The sequence below is a fragment of the Chryseobacterium sp. BIGb0232 genome (genome assembly GCF_024810195.1).
Lineage (GTDB): Bacteria > Bacteroidota > Bacteroidia > Flavobacteriales > Weeksellaceae > Chryseobacterium > Chryseobacterium pennae.
In genome coordinates, this window is record NZ_JANUEH010000001.1 from 1247800 (window position 1) to 1272211 (window position 24412).

The window sequence follows — 24412 nt, forward strand, 5'->3', positions numbered from 1 at the left end:
ACATGAAGTATGGTAACATACAATTAACATAGCGTGATATAAAGTTTAACATTTCCTTAAAAAAAACTTAATACACACAAGGGATTTATGATATCTTTTTTCGGTCTTTCCATGAAGATTACAGCAAAAAAATGCTTAATTTTAAAGTTTAAAATCGCTTAATATGAAATTCGGACAAGTAGAAGACCCGTCAAAAATAGACTTCACCCTTCCCAAAGATCACTCCAGAACCAAAGAAATTTTAAGCCTTAATAAAAAAGGTCTGGAAAATATTTCTATCGGATGTGCCAAATGGAACAAAACAGATCTTAAAGGATTCTATCCTAAAGGAACCAAGGATGAACTGACCTATTATGCCACTCAATTTAATTCCATTGAATTAAATGCAACCTTTTACGGAATGCCTACTCCGGATCAGGTGAAAACCTGGAAAGAAAAAACACCTGAAAATTTCAAATTCTTTCCAAAAATCACCAATACCGTTTCTCACTTCAGAAGACTCATCGATGTTACAGATCCCGTTACTCATTTTGCATCAGCTATAATTAATTTTGATGAAAAACTGGGAATGGCTTTCCTTCAGCTTCATGATAACTTTAAACCTAAAGATTATGACAGACTTGAAAAATTTGTAAAGGAATGGCCTAAAGAAGTTCCACTTGCCATAGAACTCAGAAATACGGAATGGTTTACCGATGAGGAGATTCTGAATACAACCTGCGAGCTCTTTGAAGCCCATAACATTACAAATATTATTGTAGATACTGCAGGAAGAAGAGATATGCTTCATATGCGCCTTACAACCCCCAATGCCTTCATCCGTTATGTGGGTGCCAATGCAGAAAGTGACTATGAAAGACTGAATGATTGGTTAAAACATCTTTCCCAATGGAAAAAAGAAGGTCTTCAAAATCTATATTTCTTTGTTCACCAGAATATTGAAAAAGCATCTCCCCTCCTTTCCGCTTACTTCATCAAACAAATGAATGAAGAATGGAAAACAGACATTCATATTCCGCAAATGGCCACTGAAAGCACAGGAACCCTGTTTTAGTTAAAATTTTAAATAGACTAATTTTAATTTACTGCTCAAATTACAGTAAACCCCTTTTCATAACAGAAAAATTTATACATTAGAGTAATACCCTATTCAGTATGGATAAGGTATACTTAAAAAATAAATGACATGAAAAAGGAAATCTGTAAAATCAGTGTCTCCAGCAACTGGCTTGGAGATGAATATATCTTTTATGAAGACCATACTATAAAAAGAGTATATGACAATCACAGTCTGAACTCCAATAAAACGGAATGGTTAGAACCTCATCAGATCAGTAAACAAAATATGGATAAATTAATAAAAGCATGTCCTGAGGAATGTAAAGAAGAAATTATGCACATTCTAGATTATCCTTAAAAATAAAACTCTCACAGATTTTGCAAATAACGGATCAGCAAAATCTGTGAGAGAATATATAATTTATTTATTCTTTTTCAGAAGGAGAACAAGGTTGAGAAATAAAAGCAGAAAATCCAATGTAATCCAGATTCCAAGCTTTGTATTTTCATAATTATAGGAATCCACCTGCTTTTTGGCAGCTTCGGACAGCTTCATGCTTTGGTTGATATAATTCTGTACCTCTACAATCTGGTCAATATTTTTATTAGGAACCGAATGTTGTGAAAAATAAACCAGATTCTTCTTTCCAAGATAACCTACAATCCAGTATTCATCAGACTTATCCATCTTCAGATATTCTACCCTGTAATATTCCGGACGTATTTTTCCGATATGCTTCGGCTCAAGCTTAGTATTCTTGTCAATTTTATTGACGTTGATCAGATAGAAATCCAGAGCTTGTGGAAGCTTGTTGATGACCTGTAACCCTACAGAATTATCAACAAATGCCACAGCACTCTTCTTAATAAACCAATAAGTAAAAATAGAGATTGAAGAAACTACTGTCACAATACGGAACAGTCTTGCCCATTTTGCCATTCTTCCTGATTTTACTTTATACAAAATCAAAGAAAAGATACACGCCCAAAAGATAACAAGAATGAAAAATACCATAATGCAAAGATACTCATTTCAGAATTTTTGAGAGAATGTTAATCTACATTCCACTCTTTATAGAACTCATCAAGGAAATTCAGCATATAATCATGCCTTTCCTGAGCCATTTTTTTACCATGTTCAGTATTCATCAGATCCTTTAGCAGCAACAATTTTTCATAAAAATGATTAATGGTTGTTCCATTCGATTTTTTATACTGTTCCTTAGACATATTTAAGTCTGGCTGAACATTGGGATCATACATCGGATTATTTTTAAAGCCTCCAAAATTGAATGTTCTGGCAATACCAATGGCTCCAATGGCATCAATACGGTCAGCATCCTGTACAATTTTCAGTTCGATAGGTGGATTTTCCGGTGCCTGACTTCTGTTTTTAAAAGAAATATTTTCTATTACAAATAAAACCTTTTCAATTGTTTCATCAGGAACATTTTGTTTTTCTAAAAATTCTCTGGATATTTTAGGAGCTATCGTTTCATCTCCGTTATGAAATTTAGGATCTGCAATATCATGTAATAATGCAGACAGTTCTACCACATCAGGATCACAGTCTTCTGTTTCGGCTATTTTTCTGGAAAGCTTCCATACTCTTTCAATATGGAACCAATCATGTCCTGCTTCAGCTCCCTCTAGTTTTTCCTTTACAAATTCTACCGTGTTGTCAATTGTACTTTTCATTAATCTATCAGTTCATTTAAAATAATATTCCAGAGCTTGTGATTATAGCTTCTAAAAAAATTAATGTGTCCGATTTCTTTTTTCTCAGACTCTGCAGTTTTTACCAGCCTATATGTAGGTTTAAGATTAGGATAGGTATTGTTTAAAAGACTCATAACCCCCTTCTCTGTCAGCCAGACATCATCCTCAGCACGAATTACAAATACTTTCTGCGTTAAATTTTTAGAATAATCATCAATTTTCTCCAACAGCCTGTTGGTTGATTTTTTGTTTAAAATTAAGGTTCTCCAGTCATATGCACAATTTTTCGGAAGACTTTCTCCAAGTCCGAACCAATTTGCAGGAAAATACCCTAATAATGAAGTAGTTAATGGTTGTACAATACCGAATCCCAAATAGGCCTCAATCTTCGTTTTCAGCTTTAAATTTCCTACAAAAGCGTTTTGGGTTCCTACAAATACAAATTCTTCAAACATTTCAGAATCTTTATTCATACCCAGAATTAAAGCCCCTACAGAATGTCCCAGGCAAAATTTCCTATATTCCGGAAACTGATCATTAATATATGTCGTTAATCTTTTATAATCCTTTGAGCCCCAAATTCTCATAGATCCATGGAACCCTTTCATATTATCAGGTTTAGACAACCCTATTCCTCTGTAATCATAAGTAATTACAGTAAACCCCTGATCAGAAAAATATTGAGCAAATGAAAAATATACCTGCTGCTTCACACCGGTTGCCGAGTTGATCAGCAATAACTTTCCATTATTCTTCTCAGGCTGAAAAAGATGAGCGGTCACGGAAGCTTGGTCCTCTGTGGTAAATATTAGTTTTTCCATAGGATAAAAAGAAAAAATCCACTATAAAAGTGGACATTTTCGATATATTTTAATGCTTAGTTTTAAACTTTCGATATGCCGTAAATAACGTTAAGAAAAGAAATCTGACATTCTCGGCAGGCCGGTCTGTGAACCTTTACCTCCGGAAACGCGCGATGAAACCTCATTTCCAAACTTCACACAATCTTCCACAGAGTTCCCATGGCAAAGTGCGATTGCAAATCCTGAAGTAAATGCATCTCCCATCCCCATCTTATAAACAGTCTTTTCTTTATTCTTCCTGTAATACTTCATTTCTGTCCCGTCAAAATAAATGGTAGAATTGGTATCATCCCTTACAAACACCTTATTAAAGTATTTTTTTAGAACTTCTTCTCTTTTTTCTTCTCCAAAAATAATGAACAGTTCATTGCTTTTAGCTACAATAAAATCTACATCTTCCAGAACTTCATCACTTACTCTCATAGCGGGAGAAGCGTACAAGCCTACTTTTTTGCCATATTTTTTGGCCTTTTTCACTGTATATTCCACAACATCCATCGAAACCTCAAGCTGTACAAGGACAAGGTCCGAAGTATGGAAATAACGGTCAGCCTCATCAATATGAGATTTATTAAGATATTTATTGGCTGCAGGAACTACTACAATAGCAGCATTTCCCTCAGAGGTTGTTACATAAGCTGTTCCCGTTGATTCTTTATCGGTTTCATGTACAAAGCCTACATTCACATTTTCGCCCACCAGATTTCTCATGATTTGCTGCCCAAGAGGATCCATTCCTACACAACCTATAAAATAAACGCTTGCCCCCAATCTTGCGGTTCCTACTGCCTGATTGGCTCCTTTTCCTCCGAAATAACTCTCTGAGTTTACAGCCAGTACTGTTTCATTAGGTAAAGGAAGTTTATCGGTTTCCAAAACAAGATCTATTGAGGAGCTTCCTACAACGATAATTTTTGGTTGTTCTGATGAGAAATTCATTGTGTTTGATATTAGTTTAAAAATTATAACAGACTAAATTCCGTGCCAAAAATAATTAATTTTACCTAACTTATTTCAATAAATTCTGTAATAATTTTCACTGGTGTTTGATTTTTATCATAAGCAATGTAGCTGGCATAAAAACCTTCCCCATATCCGGTCTCAAATGCGAATATAGTTCCGGGATGATCTTCCGAAGGTTTTAAAAATGCATATTGATCTATTGCTCCGTTTTCATCGAAGAAATACTCATGGAAAAACTCTTCGTAGATTCCCATGAAATCTGCACCTTTGTTATGATAAAGTTTCTGTTCCAGCTCATTAAGACTGCTCTGGGTATCCACATCCATCAAACAGCCCATACCACTTTCTACGGGATATCCAAAAACCTCTTCTTCTGCCAGTTCTTTTATGTTCTGCCCCGCAGTGGTAGCCAACTTCCAATCTGTAATTTCGGCAGTATTGAAAACAATTTCGGCATAGGCTACACAATTGCTTTCTCTTTCTTTATGCAACATTACAGAGAATTCTCCTTTTGGAAATTCTGTAGAAAAAGGAAGCATATCATTTGTGATCAAAGGATCGCAAGCCACCAGTTTCCCACTGGAAAGATAAATCTTCCCTACTTCAAAACTTTCTAACAAGGGACTTTCTACAAAGTCCTTCGAAAATAGTTTTTTTATGTTTTCTATATGTGTCATTTTATTTCTTTTCTTTAAACCATCAGGCTGGATACAAGTTATTCATCTGTACCCAGCCTGATTATTAAGCAATGCATTGCCTATATTTTAAATTTACAAAGTCTTCAGCTTCTCTTCCAGGATCGCAATCTTATCAAGAGCATCTTTTTGTTTCTTACGCTCTACCTCTACAATTTCAGGTTTAGCATTAGCCACAAACTTTTCGTTGGAAAGCTTTTTATCTACTGAGATTAAGAATCCTTTCAGATACTTTAATTCTTCTTCAGTTTTAGCCTTTTCTTCTCCTAAATCTAAGTTTTCACTTAAAGGAATAGAAACTTCTGTTGCTCCAACAAGGAATGTAAAGCTTGGCTTATCTGTTTTCTGTCCGAAATGGATTTCAGAAACATTGGCCAATTTTCTTACCACTGCTTCGTTAGCGAATTCAGAAGCATTGGTATAAATTTCAGCGGCTTCCCTTGGTGAAATTCCTTTGGTCTGACGGTAATTTCTCACTCCCGAGATCAATTCTGCTGCAGTTTCAAAGTTTTTAATAACAGCTTCATCAAATACACCAGCCTCTTTCTGCTGGGCAACGACTAAAGCTTCCTCAATATTTCTGTCTGAAATCGTCTGCCATAATTCTTCTGTTAAGAAAGGCATGAACGGATGAAGTAGCTTCATCAGTTCTTCAAAGAAATATATTGTTTTGTTATACACTTCCTTAGAAATACCTTCTCCATAGTTAGGCTTGATAGCTTCAAGGTACCAACCACAAAAATCATCCCAAATTAGTTTATAAATCAAATGAAGAGCATCAGAAATTCTGAATTTTTCAAACTGATCGTTGATTTCAACAATGGTTTTATTTAATTTATTTTCGAACCATTCGATTGCCTGGTTATCTGTAGCGATTGCTGGCTTATCTTCATGATTCCACATGTTGATCAGACGGAAAGCATTCCAGATCTTCGTCATGAAGTTTCTTCCCTGAAGCATCAGGTCCTCATCGAAAAGAAGGTCATTTCCTGCTGCAGAACTTAATAAAATTCCTACACGAACTCCATCAGCTCCATATTTATCCATTAGCTCAAGCGGATCCGGAGAGTTCCCTAAAGATTTAGACATCTTTCTTCTCTGCTTATCTCTTACAATTCCTGTAAAGTAAACGTTCTTAAATGGCACTTCTTTTCTGTATTCCAATCCTGCCATGATCATTCTTGCTACCCAGAAGAAGATAATATCCGGTCCTGTTACCAGGTCAGAAGTTGGATAGTAATAGTTGATATCTTTATTTTCAGGATCAAGTAATCCGTCAAATACAGACATTGGCCATAGCCATGAAGAGAACCAGGTATCCAATGCATCATCGTCCTGTCTAAGATCTTCTACAGTGAACTCCTGATTTCCTGTTTTTTGTTTTGCTAATTCTAAAGCTTCATCTTTGGTTTCAGCTACTACAAAATCATCATCTCCTGCCCCATAATAATACGCAGGGATTTGTTGACCCCACCAAAGCTGACGGGAAATATTCCAGTCACGGATGTTTTCCATCCAGTATTTGTAAGTATTTTTAAACTTCTCAGGATAGAATTTCACTTCGTCATCCATTACGACATCCAATGCAGGTTTAGCAATTTCAGACATTTTAAGGAACCACTGTACTGAAATTTTAGGTTCAATCACTGCCCCTGTTCTTTCAGATGTTCCTACTTTATTTACATAATCTTCTGCTTTTAGTAAAAGATCTTTTTCTTCTAATTCTTTTGCGATCTGCTTTCTTACCTCAAATCTGTTTTGTCCTGCATAATGTAAACCATGTTCGTTAAGGTTACCATCATCATCCAGCGCATCAATCATTTTCAGCTGATGTTTCTGCCCAATCTCATAGTCATTGGTATCGTGTGCAGGGGTAATTTTTAAAGCTCCCGTTCCGAACTCGATGTCAACATATTCATCCTCAATAATAGGGATTACTCTGTTAACGATAGGTACGATTACATTTTTACCTTTTAAATGAGCATATCTCTCATCATTCGGATTGATACATACCGCAGTATCCCCGAAAATAGTTTCAGGACGTGTAGTGGCAACTGAAAGGAATTCTTCTGAACCTTCAATTTTATATTTAAGGAAATATAATTTTCCGTTCTGCTCTTTAAAGATTACCTCTTCATCTGAAATATTGGTTTTCGCTTCCGGATCCCAGTTTACCATTCTGTATCCTCTGTAGATCAAACCTTTGTTATATAGGTCTACAAAACTTTTGATAACTTGCTGAGAAAGCTTATCCTCCAATGTAAAACGGGTTCTGTCCCAGTCACATGAGCATCCTAATTTTTTAAGCTGTTCAAGGATTGTTCCTCCGTATTTATTAGTCCATTCCCAAGCGTGTTCAAGGAATTGCTCACGGGTAATATCTGACTTGTTGATTCCTTCAGACTTCAGTTTAGCAACAACTTTAGCTTCGGTAGCAATGGAAGCGTGATCTGTTCCCGGAATCCAACAAGCATTAAATCCGCGCATTCTTGCACGACGGACCAGAACATCCTGAATGGTATTGTTCAACATATGCCCCATGTGTAATATTCCTGTCACGTTTGGTGGTGGAATAACAATGGTATATGGTGGTTTATCATTAGGCTCTGAGTGGAAATACTTGTTTTCCAACCAGTAATTGTACCATTTTTGTTCTGTTTCCTGTGGATTGTACTTTTCTGAAATCTGCATAAATTCTATTTCTTTGGCTTGCAATTTGCAAAAATAGTCTAAAGAAAAAAATTTTTAAGCATGAATTAAAATAATTTTTAACTTTGTTTCACAAAATTTATCTAACAAACATATTAACATTCAAGAATATGAAGAAATTAATCGCAGGAATTGCATTATTCGGAACATTTGCCCTTGCATCTGCACAAACTATTACCTTTGATAAAACTACTTTTGACTACGGTAATATTAAGCCTAGTTCAGATGGTACAAGATTCTTTACAGTAACAAATACTGGTGATAAGCCTTTGATCATTTCAAATGTAAAACCATCTTGTGGGTGTACTACTCCTGAATTCAGCCAGGATCCGATCATGCCAGGAAAAACTGCTAAGATCAAAGTAGGATATAACACAGCTCTTACAGGAGGCTTCAACAAAATGATTGAGGTTTTCTCTAATGACCCTGCCAACAGCAGAAGTGTAATCTACATCAAAGGAAACGTAGATGCTAATGCTCCTGAAGCAAAAGTATTAACTCCTGCTGAGCAGAAAGAAGCTGCTAAAGCTGAGAAAAAAGCTGCAAAAGTTGCTAAAAAGGCTGCTGCGAAATAGTTCTCTACTAAAAAATAAGGAAACCGTCTCTATTGGGGCGGTTTTTTTGTTATATTTATATTTGAGTTTTGGCTAAAACCACCTCTATTGATGTTGATATCCGTGTGGGTATACATATGGGAATTGTTTTTTAACGGCAATATCTTTTATCTTTTATCTTTTATCTTTTATCTTTTATCTTTAAATAAAAAAATATTATATGGACACCAATTTCTCAGATGACTTTAGGGTAAATGGAAAATTCTCAATTAAAAAAGCTTCTACTTCTTACAAAGGAAAGCTTACCAAAGAAGAAGGGACACAATTATTAATTCAGGAAAAAGAGAAACTTCGTGAATTACAGGAAAAGCTTTATGCTGACGGAAGCCAGTCGCTTCTGGTCGTTCTTCAGGCCATGGATGCTGCTGGAAAAGACAGCCTGATAGAACATGTTTTTGGAGGGGTGAATCCTCAGGGCTGTAATGTAACCAGCTTTAAAACGCCAAGCTCAAGGGAATATTCACACGATTTTTTGTGGAGACATTATCTGGCCTTACCTCAGAAAGGAATGATCGGCATTTTTAACCGTTCACATTACGAAAGTGTTCTGGTCTGTAAAGTTCATCCTGAATATAATTTAAGTGAAAAAACATGGTCTTCTGTAAAGGATTTTGACAATAAATTCTGGGAAAACCGCTATGAAAGCATCCGTAATTTTGAGAAGCATCTTGCCCAAAACGGTACTACCATTATCAAAATTTTCCTGAATGTTTCTAAGGATGAACAAAAGAAAAGACTATTGGACAGAATCAATGAACCGGAAAAAAACTGGAAATTTTCTACAGGAGATCTTCCGGAAAGAGCATTATTTGATCAATATATGGTAGCTTATGAAACAGCAATCAACGAAACATCAAAGGATCATGCTCCATGGTATGTGCTTCCTGCGGACAATAAGTGGTTTGCCAGAACGGCAGCAATTCAGATCATTATAGATACTCTGGAAAAAATGGACCTTAAGTATCCTCAACTTTCGGAAAAAGAAAAAGAAGCTCTTCAACAGTCTAAAAAACAGTTATTGGAAGAGTAATTTGGAATTAATTTGTTTTTAGACCGATGTACCGTGAATATATTTAAAGACTTTTGAATGCAAATTTTCAAAGGTCTTTTTCCATGTAAACTGTTTGGTAGTTTTTATTTTACTTTCATTTTCCGGTAACAGGAAAGGTATAATTTCATTGGGAATCCTCCAAAAAATTTCGGATGGGTTCTGTCTAAAAATATGGATGTAAAGTTTTAAGGTTTCCAGATACCAGTCCTGATGCTTATGATAATCATTAATTCCGCCTACATTCGGGAAATGATGCAATTCTTTTTCGAGGATTTTCGGACAGAATCCTTTCCAGTATTCGGTGGTATACAGTAGATGCTGATGCCATACTTTATCTACTGTTATAGAAGGAGATGCTCCATTTTTGGAGATACAGCATAAATAAACAAATTTTTTATATTCTTCAATGGCTAGCATACAAAATCTTCTTGTCCAACCTTCAGTTTGAGCCAATTTTCTGGAAAAAGGAATAACTACTTCTGCCTGGTCAATCTGATAATCTGAAATCCTTTTCCATAAAGGGTTTTGGAGATAATCAAGCTGGGTATTGTCCAATAAAACGGAGGTAAATTCAGGTTTCATAGGTTAAAATCTTAATTGATTAATGCTTTTTTAAAACAAGTATTCAATCAGCATCCACATCCGCAGGATGATGGAGCATTGTAAATATATACGTCTTTTTTATAATGATATTCCAGTAATTTTTCAAAACTGTCCTGCGTCATTTGCTTTTGAAGATCCGTTTTGGACAGGTTCAGTTTAAAATCTTTTTCAGGATTAAGATCCACAGTTACAGAAAGTACCGCATCTATAATCTGTATTTCTGAAATATCTTTCCATTCTGTTTTCTTGCTTTCTGTATAATAATTTATTCCCATTTCTGAAATACTCAAAACAGGAAGAATAACAGGACTTCTTCTTTGTTTCTGTATCAGATAAAGAAAATATTTTACAACTTTATAATGTAAAAACATATATCCTATCCATATAATATTATTGAGTATTTTTACTAATAGTTCGTTTGTTATATCACGGAAAAGATAGATCAGGCCTTGATTAATTACCCAAAATAATCCGTATATAAAAGCCAGATAGAGTATGATAACAATAAAGCCAGGTTTTTCTTCCGGAACTGATTGTAAAGTTATTTCTGTTTTCATCTCTGTCTCTTTAAGACAAATTTGAGATAACAGAAAAATATAAAAGTCGTTGATAGGTCTTATTTAGCCTGCTAAAGATCTTATATTGGAATTATAAAAACATAAAACACTATATTACAAACACATGCAACAATGATAATTTCAGGAAAAAGTACTTTAGAAAATTGTATTGTAAAAAAACGAGAAAATCTATAAGCCGGATTTTGTACTTCCAAAGAAGTGCCTGTTATTTATCTACGTCTTACATTGCTGCAAAACTTGAGCTGATTACCCCTCGGTTTTCAGGACGAGCCGCCCCTATTTCCATTACTGAAAAGAACCGATATACTTACCATTGCACCGCAAAGAGTTTACCTGGTTTCACTACAGCCGAACTGTACTTGCTTTCTGTTGCACTTGTCCTACCCTCACGGGTGACGGATGTTATCCGTTTTGCTGCTCTGTGGTGTCCGGACTTTCCTACCTCCCTTAAACGGGAAATCAACAAGCCGATTTTCTCGTGGGCGCAAAGATACGTAAATTTCACAGGAAATGAGCGTACGCACGAAGAAAGCTAAGAAGGTAATTTTACAAATCAGATTATTTCTTTATCCTTTTTTCAAGTTTTTTTGCCATTTCTTTTTCTTTGCTTTTTACCTTTCTTCCCGTTCACAATAATTATTCTTCTCCAATTACCACATTATTATTATCTTCGTGCCATTATACATCTATGAATTCCAGAGAAAAAGAATTTGCGCAGCTCATCAAAGATAATCAGGGCCTGATTATTAAAGTATCGCGCTTATATACCAATTCGCTGGAAGATGAAGAGGATCTTTTCCAGGAAATTGTATTGCAACTCTGGAGAAGTTATGACTCTTTCAAAGGAAACTCCAAGATTTCAACATGGATGTACCGTGTAGCGCTTAATACAGCCATTACCCTCTTTAGAAAAAAAAGCAAAAGCCTTCCTACCAATGAACTGGATATCAACCACAGAGATTTTGTGGAAGATGATGATGAAAAACAACAACAGATTTCGCTTTTGTACACTGTCATCAAGACTCTTCCTAATATAGAAAGAGCCATTGTCATGATGTATCTTGACGATCTGCCTTACAAGGATATTGCAGAAAACCTCGGAATCACTGAAGTCAATGCACGTGTGAAAATGAACAGATTAAAGAAAACCCTTAAAGAACAGATGGAAAAATATGCCTGAATTTGATTTAGATAGCTTTAAGAAGACTTGGCAGGAACAACCTGTAGAGCCAAAATATGACAACAGTGAGATTCTTCGGATGTTGAACAGAAAATCACGCAATTATGTAAAGTATATTTTCTGGATCAGTGTTGTAGAGTTTATGTTTTTTTCAGTTTTGGGGTTATTTTACTTCTTTCAGGAGGAAGAATCGGATAGCTTCCGTAATGTGCTTGAAAGGTTGGGAGCTCAGGAAGCCACAGAGGTAGAAAACAACTTCGGACATTTTTATCTTGCTATTAAAATTCTAAGCTTACTGATTACGGCTTATTTTGTACTGAAATTTTATCAGAACTACCGAAGAATCAAAATTGAAGAAAATCTTAAAGGGCTTATTACCCGGATTATTAAATTCAAGAAGACCGTCAATGCATTTATTCTTATCAGCATTGTATTGCTGCTTATGTTTACATTTGTATTAATTGCCTTTATCTTTTATACTTTAAACACTCAAAATATACAGCCTACCAACTCTAATCTCACCATCATTATTGTTGGAATTACAGTCAGTACGCTTCTTGCTGTATCTATGATCTGGTTTTACTACAAACTGGTATATGGTAGTATCATCAAAAAACTGGATAAAAACCTGAAACAGCTAAAGGAGATCGATTCACAGGAAAATTAGCATTCATAGGCTATAGTTCAAGATATTATTGTTAATTTTATTTCACCAAATCTTTTTACTATGCCTTTATCATATGTTTATGGAGCATCTGAAATTCCATTATTAGGACAGACTATTGGAGGAAATCTTAAAAGTACTGTAGAAAAATTCCCCAACCAAGAAGCACTTATCAGTGTTCATCAGGATTACAGAGCAACTTATCAGGAGTTTTATAATCAAACAACTGCCATTGCTAAGGCCCTGATATTTTTAGGAGCCAAAGCAGGAGACAGAATAGGAATATGGTCTTCCAACCGTTATGAATGGGTTCTTTTACAGTATGCTACTGCCAGAATCGGTACCATTTTAGTGAATATCAATCCGGCTTACAGAACCCATGAGCTTACGTATGTACTCAATCAGTCTGAAATCCGTTTTATTTTTTCTTCTTTAAGCTTTAAAACCAGCAATTATAAAGAAATGGTGGAATACGCCAAGGAGGTTTGTCCTACTTTGGAGCACGAAATTTTCTTTGATGATACCTGGGAAGCATTTGTGAATAACGGACAGGAGATTTCTGATGAGGTTCTTCATAGTTTCGAGGAACATGTACAGTTCGATGATCCTGTCAATATTCAATATACATCAGGAACAACAGGATTTCCAAAAGGAGTTACCCTCTCCCATCATAATATTTTAAATAATGGATATTTTATTGGTATCCGACTCAAGTATACGGAAAAAGACCGTGTATGCATTCCTGTTCCCTTTTATCACTGCTTCGGAATGGTTATCGGAAATATCTGTTGTACAACTCATGGAGCCTGCATGGTCATACCAAATGATAGTTTTGATCCGGACATTACATTAAAAGCTGTTTCGGATGAGAAATGTACTTCTCTTTACGGTGTCCCTACCATGTTTATTGCCGAACTTGCGGTAAAAGATTTTGACTCTTATGATTTTTCAAGTTTAAGAACCGGGGTAATGGCTGGGTCAGTCTGTCCTCCCGAAATCATGAAAAAAGTGGAAAGTCTGATGAATATCAAAGAAATGAGTATATGTTATGGAATGACAGAAACCTCTCCAGTATCTACTCAGACTTTAATTGGCACTCCATTGGAGAAACAGGTCAGTACAGTAGGAACCGTTCAGGATCACCTTGAGATCAAGATTATTGATGAAAACGGAAGAATCCTGAAACGTGGTGAACATGGAGAGCTTTGTACAAGAGGCTACTCTGTTATGCTGAAATACTGGAATGATCCGGAAAATACAAAAAAAGTACTGGATGATGCCCGATGGATGCATACCGGAGATATGGCAGTGATGGACAAAGACGGATATATTACTATTTCCGGAAGAATTAAAGACCTTATCATCCGTGGCGGAGAAAATATTTCACCTAAGGAAATTGAAGACTTCCTATACACTTACACCAATATTCTGGATGTTCAGATCATTGGCATTCCGAGTGAAAAATTCGGCGAAGAAGTAATGGCATGGGTAAAAGTAAGACAAGGATTTACAATCACTGAAACAGAGCTTTTAGACTATTGTAAAGGAAAAATTGCCCATTATAAGGTTCCGAAATACTGGAAATTCGTGGATGAATTTCCAATGACCATTTCAGGAAAGATCAGAAAAGTGGAAATGCGGGAGATTTCTATGAAAGAATTGGGACTGGAAAATGTAAAAAATCTATAACTAAAAACACCGGTTAAACATTAGCAGTGTAAAAAAAATCATTTTCCACTGAAAAAATGAGATAAAAAAGACAAAAAATTCACCTAATTCAAGGTGAATTTTATTTTTTTTAATAAAAAATGAAATTACAATTTATATATATCATTAAAATTAGAATTATTATGAATATATACAAGCTAATTGCCCCTTCAATAAATAACAACAAACAGATTTCACTCGTTTGCAAATTCAATATTATTTTTTGACATATTATAAAAATAACACACATATTATAGCCAAATAATACATATACAATAAAAAAATACCGATATTTTATTCCTAAGATGGTGATTAATATAAATTAATTCCTATATTGGCTCAAGAAAAAATTAATAATTAAAATCTAATAACCACGATGAGGATTGTAATGGCCATCTGCGCCTTATTACTTACTATGCCTGTTTTTTCACAAAAAATTTCGGGTACTGTCACGAATGAAGATAGAGAAGCTGTTTCATATAGTTCAATAAGTATAGGGAAAGAAAAAGTAAGTACGATTACCGATATCAATGGTAACTATTCTTTGGAGATTCCTAATAACACGAATAAAAATGATTATGTCATCATTGAAGCTAACGGATATGAAAGTAAAAAGCTTACAGTAAATGAAATCATCAAGAATGCTGATATCAAATTAGGCAAAAAGGTGAATGCCATTCGGGAAATTAATCTGACAGGACAAAAAACTAAAAGAGAAATAATAGGGGCAAAAAAAAGACCTATGTTTACCTTCTCTAAAATGTTTGATCAAAACGTTCCTACCATTGAACAAGGTCAAATATTCAATATTTACAACTGGACTAAGCTTAACAGCTATAGCTTTCATATTATTCCCAGTTCAAGATTTAAAGAAATTACTTTAAAGTTAAATATATATAGCGTTAAGGATGGATTGCCTTATGAATCTCTTCTTAATGAAAATATAATATTCAAAACCACCACGACAGGCTGGCAAACAATTGATCTTCAAGAATATAAGCTTATCTACACTCATCTGGATAAACTGGCTATTACCTTACAACTCGTAGAAAGTATTCCTCAGGAGGATACAGATTTCATATTTGGAATATCAGCCAAGAAGACATTGTCAAATGATCTGTTATATCATTATCAGAGTCAGGGAGATTGGGAGACCAGCATGGGAAGTTTTATCTCCAATATAGATGTTAATTACAATAAAGATAAACGCAAGTAATTCGTTGGATAAAACAAGAATAAATTTTGTTTTGAAGATTTTTAACACCTCCAATTATTCTTCAAAACAAGGTATTACACATAGCATTATCAATCAATAAGGTATTATAATTAATACATATAAAGCGGAAACCGAAAAGCTAACGAGTAGGTAAATTTTAAATTTTTTAACCATGAGCAAAAAGCTTACAAAAAAGTTAACTCTTAAAAAAGAGAAGTTATCACAATTGAACTCTGACGAAATGAAGTCTGTAAAGGCAGGAAAGTTAGCATTCACATCTATTGCTGACTGTACACACTGGACATGTACAGCTGGAAGTACTAGATCTTCTAATGCATGTATCTGCGGATCATTCTAAATCAGAACATTTTACAAAAGAAAGCTACTCCCCAGGGAGTAGCTGCTTTTAAAAGCTTATCATGGCAAAAAAATTAAAAATAGGTCTTTTAGAGTTTGGAATCAGAGAAAATTCACTCAACAATTCTAAAAAGTCATTATATGACATCATCGATTATGCTACAAGAGCAGACGAAATTGGTTTCTCAAGATTCTGGGTTACTGAAAATTATTTTTCAAAAGCACATGATATGGCCTGGTCTACTCCTGAAATGCTACTTCCCATCTTATTAGGATTAACAGATAAAATAAAAATAGGAATTGCAGGAATTATTCTGCCTCTGCAAAGTCCATTCAGAGTAGCTCATAATTACAAACTGTTGTCCAGCTTATACCCAAAAAGAATAGATCTTGGATTTGTAAAAGGTTTGGTTGGTGAATATGATTTTCAATACTTTAATGCAGGTGTTGATAAGGATACCTACTATTCATCTTTCCTTCCAAAACTGGAATCTACCTTAAGTTTCTTAAGGGAAGAAAGTGAATTTCTTAAAAAAGATTTAATTATTCCGCCTTATAAAGGTAATATTCCTGATGTATGGTATATGGGCTCTTCACATTCCGGATTGAATGTGTCTTTACAGCATGATCTTAACTTTGCAAGATCTATATTTCATGTAGGATCCAACAAAGACTATTTAAAAGAAGAGTTACAAAACTTTAAAGCAGAATACAAAGCAAAACATGGAAAAGAACCTTCAATGGTATTGACCTTTTCTGGCTGCTGTCATAAAACAAAACAAAAAGCAATAAAAGTTGCCAAAAGCAGTACCAATAATGATTTAAATAGTATAAATCTTATCGGAGACGGAAACTTTTTTCATGAAAAACTTCTGGAGTTCAAAGAACTTTATGGATACAATGAATTTATCTTTAATAATATCTCCAGAACACACAAAGATTCTTTAACCGCTATCGAAATATTAAGCCAATATGTATAAAGATAAAATTGATTTTTTTCTAAACGAAATTTCAAAAAAATGCAATGAGGACAAAGCTGAAAACATTACCTTCAGCCTGGGCAGTAGTTATTATTCATTATTTTACCATGAGGATGTAGAGATTGAAAGAGTTGAAACTCTCATCGACCTGGCTTCTGAAGCTCCTTATTATTCATTTGCCAGTGGCAGTCTGGCGGTAACCTATTTTATGAGGCTTTTACATACTGCCGACATTATTACTGATGAAGATATTGATGCAATAGAAGAAGATTCTATCGAATTTTTCTTAGAATTACTAGCTACCTGTGTAGACAAAAAAGAATATGATTTATTCACAGGTCTTATTGGATTAGGTCTTTATTTTATTGAAATTCAAAGATTTGACACAGTAGCAAAAATAGTGTCATATATTGACCATTTAAAACATGAACAAAACAATTCATTTTTTTGGATTGATCATATAGTAAAAGAGGATAATATCTGCGATCTTGGTCTGGCTCATGGCTTACCATCCATCATTTCTTTTTTAGCAGAATGTTATCATAAAAACTGTGAGAAAGAAACCTGTGAGAAATTAATCAGAGGAACTGTTAACTTTCTTATAAACCTCTATGAAGAAAATAAAAATGCAACTCATATATTTCCTTCCAAGATAAATGTGGTTACCGGTGAAAAACAACTATCAAACAGGCTGGCATGGTGCTATGGAGATCTAGGTATAGCACTCAGCATATGGAAGGCCTATACCGTTTTGCAGGATGAAACCCTTAAAGATATCAGCCTTTATATGGTTTTAAATTCTGCAAAAATCAGGTTGGATAAATCAGGCGTATTTTCTAGTACAGCACATGATTGTATCGATACAGGAATCTGTCATGGTACATCGGGAATATCACATATTTTCAATAAATTTTTCAAAATTTTTCAACGAGAGGAACTCAAAGAAGCTCACGATTACTGGATGTCTATTACATTACAACAACTGGAAAAAGGAATAAAGTTCCCTTATGATCCTAAAAATGATGTATGGGTGGAACATACCGGGCTTCTGGAAGGTATTTCCGGAGTAGGAATGGTATTATTGGATTATCAATATCCTGACAAAGCTAAGGATTGGGATAAAATTTATTTAATGAACATAGGATGAAATACAACGATATAGAAAGATTAAACTTTTATGTACTGAGAACTCCTTCGTTTCCACAAACAAATATTGAAGAGTGGGAAAAAGATATCAATACAGAGAGTTTCCGAAAAGCCATTTATCTATCTTCACCAGACTTATATGACCAGCTTATTCTTTGGGATGAAAAAAAACTTCCAAAGGAGAAAGTTGATAAAATGAAAAAATCATTACTTAAGTATTGGCTAAGAATACATTTCAGAACGATTCCATTTGGCACCAATGCCGGAGTAAGCATGGGACAGTGGGATGATCATACCCTGATAACATTGGATAAAAAACAGGATAAAGTGCATGCCAGATTAGACATGCAGGTTATCCATGATATTGTTGAACTATTAGAGCAAAAAATATTTATAAGACAATCCTGTAAATTCTATACCAACAATACGATATACAGCACTAAAAACAAATATCGCTATATTGAGCCTTCATCAAAGGTTGCAATGCTGAATTATGAAGTTATTTCTACAGAAAAAAATAAATACCTAAACTCAATTATAAAAGCCTGTCAAAGTGGACTAAAACTTTCATCCATCATAGAGATATTGGTTAATCAGGATATTTCTTATGAAGATAGCTTTGACTACATCAATGAACTTATCGATTCAAAAATTCTTGTCAGTGAACTTTCTCCAAAAGTGACTGACAAACATTTTCAGGATTCCATCTATCAGTTTTTAAAAGAAATAAAGATCCCTGCTTCAAAAAATAATAATGATGATGTACAGCTTATAACTAAGCTCATTTCCATATTTGAAATTGTACAGGAAGTAAATAAAACCCACGAAATAGGTAATGCTATTGATAAGATTTATCAAATCTTAAATACCATAGGAATTATAAGCAACAAGAAAAACATTCTTCAAACTGATTTATTAAAAGGCAATACTTCTAATTCACTTCATAAAAATATCTTTAAAGATTTTAAAAAGGTAATTTCCTTAGCTTTTCAAATTGGAACAGAAGACACTATTGAGGACCTGGAAAATTTCAAAAAAGCATTTACAGCAAGATACGATCAGCAGGAAATTCCTTTATTATTAGCACTTGACCCCTTATCAGGTATCAATTATCCATTACATTCGGATCACGACACTCCTGATTTGATTGAGGGAATTCAGTTTAAATCTGAAAACACTTCCAATGTAGTTCGAGGATCTCTAAAATGGAATGAATTTTTAGGTAAAAAATTAATTGATGCTGTCCAAAACAATCATCATTCAATACAGCTTACACAGGATGATTTGGCACCATTTTTACATGAAAATAAAAATGTTCCATTTTCAATGTCTTCGCTCGTACAAATTTATGAGGATCAGGAAAAACAACCTATCATTTTCAATAAATTCACAGATGGACCGTCATCATCAACGTTTATCGGACGTTTTTGTCATCTGGACGACCAGTTGGAAGAATCTGTAAAAGCAGCTTTATTGCAGGAAGAAAATTTCTTTGAAAATCAAATCATTGCCGAAATTGCTCATACTCCACAACCAAGAGTTGGAAATATTCTTCTTAGACCCTGTTTAAGAAAATACGAAATCCCAATTCTTACTCCTCATAGCACTGGTAGTGAACCAATTTATCTGAATGACCTGATGATTTCTATCAAAAATGATAGAATTGTCCTTCGTTCTAAAAAATACAATAAAGAAGTTATTCCAAGTCTTTCGTCTGCTCACAATTATAATTTACATAAAGTACCTCTTTATCATTTTCTTTGTGATCTCCAGTATCAGAATGCAACTCCCTCTTATTCCTGGAATTGGGGCATGTTTACCAATTATGACTATCTCCCAAGGGTCATGGTCAATAATGTTATTTTATCAAGAACATCATGGCAACTGTCTTATGACAAAATTTTTAATGGAAAACAAGCATCTATAAATATTTTCAGAGATTATTTAAAGGAAAGGAAAATTCCTGAGATCTTTACATTTGCAGAAAGAGATATGGAGCTTCCTGTATTTATGAATGAGGATGTGTCCCTGGAAATATTACTTGATCATCTTAACAAGGAAAAAAACATACGTGTTTTTGAAAGCCTACCTCATCAGTATGAAAGCATTGTAAAAGATATTGATGGAAATAAACACAGTAATGAATTTCTCATTCCATGGAATAATATAAGCAGTAAAAAAAATAAAATACTGCCACTTTCTACTGTTAAAAATACGGTAATTAGAAATTTCGTTCCAGGAAGCAAATGGCTTTTCTATAAGATCTATTGCAGCCCAAAGGCTACCGATCAGATTATCAAAAATGTCATTTGTAAATTTGCCAATAACCTTATCAAAAAAGGGATTATCAAAAAATGGTTTTTCATGCGATATAGCGATCCGGATCACCATATCCGACTTCGTTTTTTAACTTCATCTGAGAATCATAACATTTCAAATCAGGTTTATCAGCTGCTTGATAAATATTTGACTCAGGAAATGATCATCCATAAAATCGTTATGGATACCTACAACAGAGAGATCGAACGATATGGAGAATCTACTATTGATCACATGGAAAGTATTTTCCATTTTGACAGTGAATGTGTTTGCAGTTTATTAAAAGAAGCAGAATTAACAGAAACAGTTACCTGGAAATTCGCCATTGTAGGAGTTGATAGAATCCTGGATGATTTTGGCTATAACCCAACTGAAAAGAGAGATATCATGAACCAGCTAGCCCATGGATACAGCAATATGGTGGATGAAGATTCTAAAACAACCCTAAAAGATAAATATAGAAACAACAGAAGCGATCTACTCAATCTTTTGACGGAAAATAATGACTTTAATAAAATAGTAAACATCAGGACAAAAAAAACTGCCAGCTATATTGTTGACATTAGAAAGCTACAGTCTGAACAAATGGTTAAATCGTTAGTAATAAGCTACATTCATATGTTTATCAACAGAATGTTTGCCTCAAAACCTAATCTCTATGAGTCTATTTTGTATTATTTTTTACACAAAAGTTATGATTCATTATTAAATATGAAAAAACTGACATAGAATGACTAGAATTGCTTTAATAAACTGTTATTTCGGGAAAAGCTGGCCCTCCTATTTCGACCATTTCTTGTTCAGTTGCCAATACAATTCGGATGTAGACTTTTTAATATTTACCAATCTGGAAGCCCCTTTTCATATAGCCAATGTTCATTTTATAAAAATCAAAGATCTAAGTGAATTCAGTAAAATTGCCAGTGAAAAACTGAACCTTTCCATCAATATTTTAGATGGCTATAAATTATGTGATTTTAAACCTACTTATGGTCTTATTTTTCAGGAGTATTTGAAAAATTATGACTTTTGGGGATATTGTGATATTGATATTGTTTTTGGTAATATCCGATATTTTATTACCGAGAAAATGCTGAAAAAATATGATGTGATATCGCCTCTTAAAAATTATCCTGCGGGATTCTTTACTTTATTCAGAAACAATGAGCAATGCATTAATCTTTTTAAACAGAGTAAAGATTACGCTCATATTTTAGAAAATAGACGACACTTTTGTTTTGATGAATGTAACTTTGAATTTATCCTTATTCATACCAATGACATTACAGATATTGCTACTGAAATTGAAAGCTTTACTCTTGTTTTAAGAAGGCTTGAACTTCAAAAGGAAATTAAGTATTACCATAAAGATATAGTACAGGAATTCACCTATTCAGAAGTAGTTCATCATTGGATAGAAGGAAATATTATTAATAGTATAACTGAAAAGCAATACCTATTGATTCATCTTATCAATGTTAAAGACAATCCGTATTTCTTTATTGATCCGATTAAATTTAAAGGCAATTTTTCAATTTCTCCACAGGGCATTCATTATTCATTCAATAAGTTCACTTATTCTTTAAAGAAAATAAAAGAAAAAATAAAGGAAAACAAGAGACAGATCTACTACAGTCTTTTATTGTTCAAATCGAAGCTTGTTTCTTACCCACAGAAGCAACACATTAATTTTCTTGAAGAACAATCATATAAAATTGGAAAATCCCATATTACATTTTATCCGCAAGATCAGAACAAACTTATCATTATCAATGTACTAGAAAAAACTCTTCATTACAATCAATTTTCTCTTTATAAGCTTAAAGATAATCAGTGGATAGGAAAAAGTAAAAAGGTAATTAGTACGATTGATTTTCATTTTAAAAATGAAGAAAGTATTCCTTATAAAATAAGTATAAATAATACCAGAAACCGTATCAGTGAAAATGCATACTATATCTATTAAAAACTATCCGCATTTATGATTGAAAAAAATAACCACTTAACCTCTTTTAATTTTTTGCTGAAAAAGTTTATACAACAAAATATAAAAATCAGGAAAATAAAAGACTACCATATTCCAGTAGAAGATTACAACTTTTTCAGTTTTTATAATATATTAAAAGATGATTTTGACATCGAGGCTATGGTAGTAAAACTGGAGCATGAAGAGCTGGAGGAACTGCCCTTTCCTGCTATCGCATTCTTAAAAATCAATGGTGGCAGTTTTGCTCTGGTTAATGATTATAAAGACGGAAAAGTGTATTGGGAAAATAAAGAATTTGGAAAACAGATCAATACATTCAGCCTCTTCAAAAGAATAAGTGATACTGTATTTCTTATTTCTTAATAGGTATACTTATCAAATCGTATAAAACAAAAGGTGAACAAATAATGTTCACCTTTTTATATTGTTGGATATGTTACAAGTTATTATAATTCTTTTCTTAACCTTGCAACAGGAATATTGAGCTGTTCACGATATTTTGCAATCGTTCTTCTGGCAATATTATAGCCCTGTTCTTTCAAGATGACTACCAAAGCATCATCTGTCAATGGTTTTCTCTTATTCTCTTTACTGATCACTTCCTGAAGGTGGGTTTTAATCTCCTTAGTGGAAACCTCTTCCCCATCATCATTCGTTAAGCTGTCTGAGAACAGATCCTTAAGATAAACAATACCATTGGGAGTATCTGCATATTTACTTTTTACTACCCTTGAAATTGTAGAGATGTCAAATCCGGTAATATCTGCCACATCTTTTAAAATCATTGGTTTCAAAGATTTTTCATCACCTGTGATAAAATAATCTTTCTGGAACTTCACAATAGCTGTAATCGTCTGTAATAAAGTATTCTGACGCTGATTAATTGCATCAATATACCATTTGGCAGCATCTAATTTTTGTTTGATAAACAATGCAGCCTGTTTATGCTCAGACGAATTTTTATCATGAGAATACGTTGTAAGAATGTCTTTATATTCTTCAGAAACTCTTAATGTAGGTGCATTTTTACTGTTAAGCATAGGAATGACCAGCCCATCTTTCACCTGAATGACAAAATCCGGGATAATTTCCTGATTAATGGTAATGGTTTGGGTATCAAAATTTCCTCCAACCTTCGGGGAGAGTTTTGAGATTTCGTCCAAAGCATCTTTCAGATCTTCTTCTTCAATATCATATTTCTGGATAATTTTGTTATAATGCTTATTGGTTAAGGCATCAAACTGATATCTCAGAATATTGGCAGCTAAAGAAACAGCTTTATCTGAACTTACTTTCTTCTCGATCTGTAATAATAGACATTCCTGAAGGCCTCTTGCTCCTACTCCTGAAGGATCTAATTTCTGAACATAATTTTCCAGGATATCATCTACCTTTTCTTTTGTGGTATAGATTCCCTGTGAGAAAGCAAGATCATCCACAATAGATTTGATCTCTCTTCTCAGATATCCGTCTGTATCCAGGTTACCGATCAGATATTCTGCGATTTTCAGGTCTTCTTCACTGATATTGACAAGGTGAATCTGTTCAGTCAGATAATCATATAATGACTGTCCTTCAGTCAGAAGGCTTTCATTGTCAAATTCTTCATCATCCGGAGAGTAGTTACTGGATGCAGTTTTATAGCTTGGTTCGTCGTCGTAAAGATATTCGTTAACGTCGAAATCTGTTTCAATGCTTTCTGTACCCTCATCCTGATAAGCATCTTCCAGGGAAGAATACTCATCTTCCTTAGAATCCTCCTTTACAATTTCCAAAGCAGGGTTTTCTTCTAACTCTCTCTCCAACTCCTCTTCAAATTCAAGAGTATGAAGCTGAATAAGCTTCATCAACTGGATCTGCTGAGGGGCCAGCTTCTGTCCTAATTTGAGTTGTAAGTGTTGTTTAAGCATATTAATATTGGCGTTTTAACATAACATATTCTACGAATTTAATAAATTTATTTGACAAAAAATACATTTAGCATGATTTTTGCTTTATACTT

The 24412-nt window shown here is 34.0% G+C and carries 23 protein-coding genes and 1 other RNA gene; 14 read left to right on the forward strand and 10 right to left on the reverse strand.

Features of this window, described 5'->3' with window-relative positions:
* Window positions 1-163: 163 nt before the first annotated feature.
* Together M2372_RS05375 and M2372_RS05380 are read left to right on the forward strand one after the other, a co-directional pair.
* Window positions 164-1054, forward strand: a complete 891-nt coding sequence (locus tag M2372_RS05375; RefSeq protein WP_123318057.1) for a DUF72 domain-containing protein — start codon at window positions 164-166, stop codon at window positions 1052-1054.
* 132 nt (window positions 1055-1186) lie between these two features.
* Window positions 1187-1417 (forward strand): hypothetical protein, encoded by a 231-nt coding sequence (locus M2372_RS05380; protein ID WP_115970166.1) that lies wholly within the window; start codon window positions 1187-1189, stop codon window positions 1415-1417.
* Window positions 1418-1480: 63 nt separating this feature from the next.
* On the opposite strand, the gene M2372_RS05385 is transcribed toward M2372_RS05380, so the two are convergent.
* The 6 genes from M2372_RS05385 to M2372_RS05410 all read right to left on the reverse strand — a co-directional run bounded on the left by M2372_RS05385 (window position 1481) and on the right by M2372_RS05410 (window position 7990).
* On the reverse strand, window positions 1481-1999 hold the full coding sequence (locus M2372_RS05385) for a hypothetical protein (protein ID WP_228455618.1): 519 nt from the start codon (window positions 1997-1999) through the stop codon (window positions 1481-1483).
* A gap of 113 nt (window positions 2000-2112) precedes the next feature.
* On the reverse strand, window positions 2113-2757 hold the full coding sequence (locus M2372_RS05390) for an HD domain-containing protein (RefSeq protein WP_115970164.1): 645 nt from the start codon (window positions 2755-2757) through the stop codon (window positions 2113-2115).
* Complete coding sequence (locus M2372_RS05395; protein WP_115970163.1) at window positions 2757-3599, reverse strand: serine aminopeptidase domain-containing protein; 843 nt, start codon at window positions 3597-3599, stop codon at window positions 2757-2759. The genes M2372_RS05390 and M2372_RS05395 overlap by 1 nt, the downstream gene beginning before the upstream one ends.
* Before the next feature lie 90 nt (window positions 3600-3689).
* Complete coding sequence (locus tag M2372_RS05400) at window positions 3690-4580, reverse strand: ribokinase (RefSeq protein ID WP_115970162.1); 891 nt, start codon at window positions 4578-4580, stop codon at window positions 3690-3692.
* 65 nt (window positions 4581-4645) lie between these two features.
* Window positions 4646-5281 (reverse strand): DUF4241 domain-containing protein, encoded by a 636-nt coding sequence (locus M2372_RS05405; protein ID WP_123318055.1) that lies wholly within the window; start codon window positions 5279-5281, stop codon window positions 4646-4648.
* 93 nt (window positions 5282-5374) lie between these two features.
* Window positions 5375-7990 (reverse strand): valine--tRNA ligase, encoded by a 2616-nt coding sequence (locus M2372_RS05410; protein WP_123318054.1) that lies wholly within the window; start codon window positions 7988-7990, stop codon window positions 5375-5377.
* A gap of 128 nt (window positions 7991-8118) precedes the next feature.
* On the opposite strand from M2372_RS05410, the gene M2372_RS05415 reads away from it, so the two are divergent.
* Together M2372_RS05415 and M2372_RS05420 are read left to right on the forward strand one after the other, a co-directional pair.
* Window positions 8119-8583, forward strand: a complete 465-nt coding sequence (locus M2372_RS05415; RefSeq protein WP_115970160.1) for a DUF1573 domain-containing protein — start codon at window positions 8119-8121, stop codon at window positions 8581-8583.
* A 199-nt stretch (window positions 8584-8782) separates the two neighbouring features.
* A complete protein-coding gene (locus M2372_RS05420) occupies window positions 8783-9652 on the forward strand; it encodes a polyphosphate kinase 2 family protein (protein ID WP_123318053.1) in 870 nt (289 codons plus the stop codon).
* A gap of 18 nt (window positions 9653-9670) precedes the next feature.
* On the opposite strand, the gene M2372_RS05425 is transcribed toward M2372_RS05420, so the two are convergent.
* The 3 genes from M2372_RS05425 to rnpB all read right to left on the reverse strand — a co-directional run bounded on the left by M2372_RS05425 (window position 9671) and on the right by rnpB (window position 11333).
* Window positions 9671-10255 carry a hypothetical protein gene (locus M2372_RS05425; protein ID WP_123318052.1) on the reverse strand — a complete coding sequence of 195 codons (585 nt, stop codon included), beginning with the start codon at window positions 10253-10255 and terminating at the stop codon, window positions 9671-9673.
* Between the two features lie 47 nt (window positions 10256-10302).
* Window positions 10303-10833 (reverse strand): hypothetical protein, encoded by a 531-nt coding sequence (locus M2372_RS05430; RefSeq protein WP_123318051.1) that lies wholly within the window; start codon window positions 10831-10833, stop codon window positions 10303-10305.
* Between the two features lie 176 nt (window positions 10834-11009).
* Window positions 11010-11333: RNase P RNA component class A (gene rnpB / locus M2372_RS05435), an RNA gene on the reverse strand.
* A gap of 209 nt (window positions 11334-11542) precedes the next feature.
* Here rnpB and M2372_RS05440 point away from each other — a divergent pair.
* The 10 genes from M2372_RS05440 to M2372_RS05485 all read left to right on the forward strand — a co-directional run bounded on the left by M2372_RS05440 (window position 11543) and on the right by M2372_RS05485 (window position 22773).
* The gene (locus tag M2372_RS05440; protein WP_115970156.1) at window positions 11543-12034 is read left to right on the forward strand and encodes an RNA polymerase sigma factor; all 492 of its coding nucleotides are present in this window, start codon (window positions 11543-11545) and stop codon (window positions 12032-12034) included.
* A complete protein-coding gene (locus tag M2372_RS05445; protein WP_123318050.1) occupies window positions 12027-12701 on the forward strand; it encodes a beta-carotene 15,15'-monooxygenase in 675 nt (224 codons plus the stop codon). Before M2372_RS05440 ends, M2372_RS05445 begins: the two co-directional genes overlap by 8 nt.
* Window positions 12702-12761: 60 nt before the next feature.
* The gene (locus tag M2372_RS05450; RefSeq protein WP_123318049.1) at window positions 12762-14387 is read left to right on the forward strand and encodes an AMP-binding protein; all 1626 of its coding nucleotides are present in this window, start codon (window positions 12762-12764) and stop codon (window positions 14385-14387) included.
* Window positions 14388-14781: 394 nt separating this feature from the next.
* Window positions 14782-15621 (forward strand): carboxypeptidase-like regulatory domain-containing protein, encoded by an 840-nt coding sequence (locus M2372_RS05455; RefSeq protein WP_123318048.1) that lies wholly within the window; start codon window positions 14782-14784, stop codon window positions 15619-15621.
* 172 nt (window positions 15622-15793) lie between these two features.
* A complete protein-coding gene (locus M2372_RS05460) occupies window positions 15794-15979 on the forward strand; it encodes a class I lanthipeptide (protein ID WP_115970152.1) in 186 nt (61 codons plus the stop codon).
* Between the two features lie 61 nt (window positions 15980-16040).
* A complete protein-coding gene (locus tag M2372_RS05465; RefSeq protein WP_115970151.1) occupies window positions 16041-16958 on the forward strand; it encodes an LLM class flavin-dependent oxidoreductase in 918 nt (305 codons plus the stop codon).
* A complete protein-coding gene (locus M2372_RS05470; protein ID WP_123318047.1) occupies window positions 16951-18105 on the forward strand; it encodes a lanthionine synthetase LanC family protein in 1155 nt (384 codons plus the stop codon). The genes M2372_RS05465 and M2372_RS05470 overlap by 8 nt, the downstream gene beginning before the upstream one ends.
* Window positions 18102-21152, forward strand: a complete 3051-nt coding sequence (locus M2372_RS05475; protein WP_123318046.1) for a lantibiotic dehydratase — start codon at window positions 18102-18104, stop codon at window positions 21150-21152. Before M2372_RS05470 ends, M2372_RS05475 begins: the two co-directional genes overlap by 4 nt.
* Before the next feature lies 1 nt (window position 21153).
* Window positions 21154-22389, forward strand: coding sequence for a DUF6625 family protein (locus M2372_RS05480; RefSeq protein ID WP_123318045.1), 1236 nt, complete (start codon window positions 21154-21156; stop codon window positions 22387-22389).
* 15 nt (window positions 22390-22404) lie between these two features.
* Window positions 22405-22773, forward strand: a complete 369-nt coding sequence (locus M2372_RS05485; RefSeq protein WP_123318044.1) for a cysteine peptidase family C39 domain-containing protein — start codon at window positions 22405-22407, stop codon at window positions 22771-22773.
* A gap of 83 nt (window positions 22774-22856) precedes the next feature.
* Here M2372_RS05485 and rpoN read toward each other — a convergent pair whose 3' ends face one another.
* On the reverse strand, window positions 22857-24320 hold the full coding sequence (rpoN, locus tag M2372_RS05490; protein WP_115970146.1) for an RNA polymerase factor sigma-54: 1464 nt from the start codon (window positions 24318-24320) through the stop codon (window positions 22857-22859).
* Between the last annotated feature and the right edge of the window lie 92 nt (window positions 24321-24412).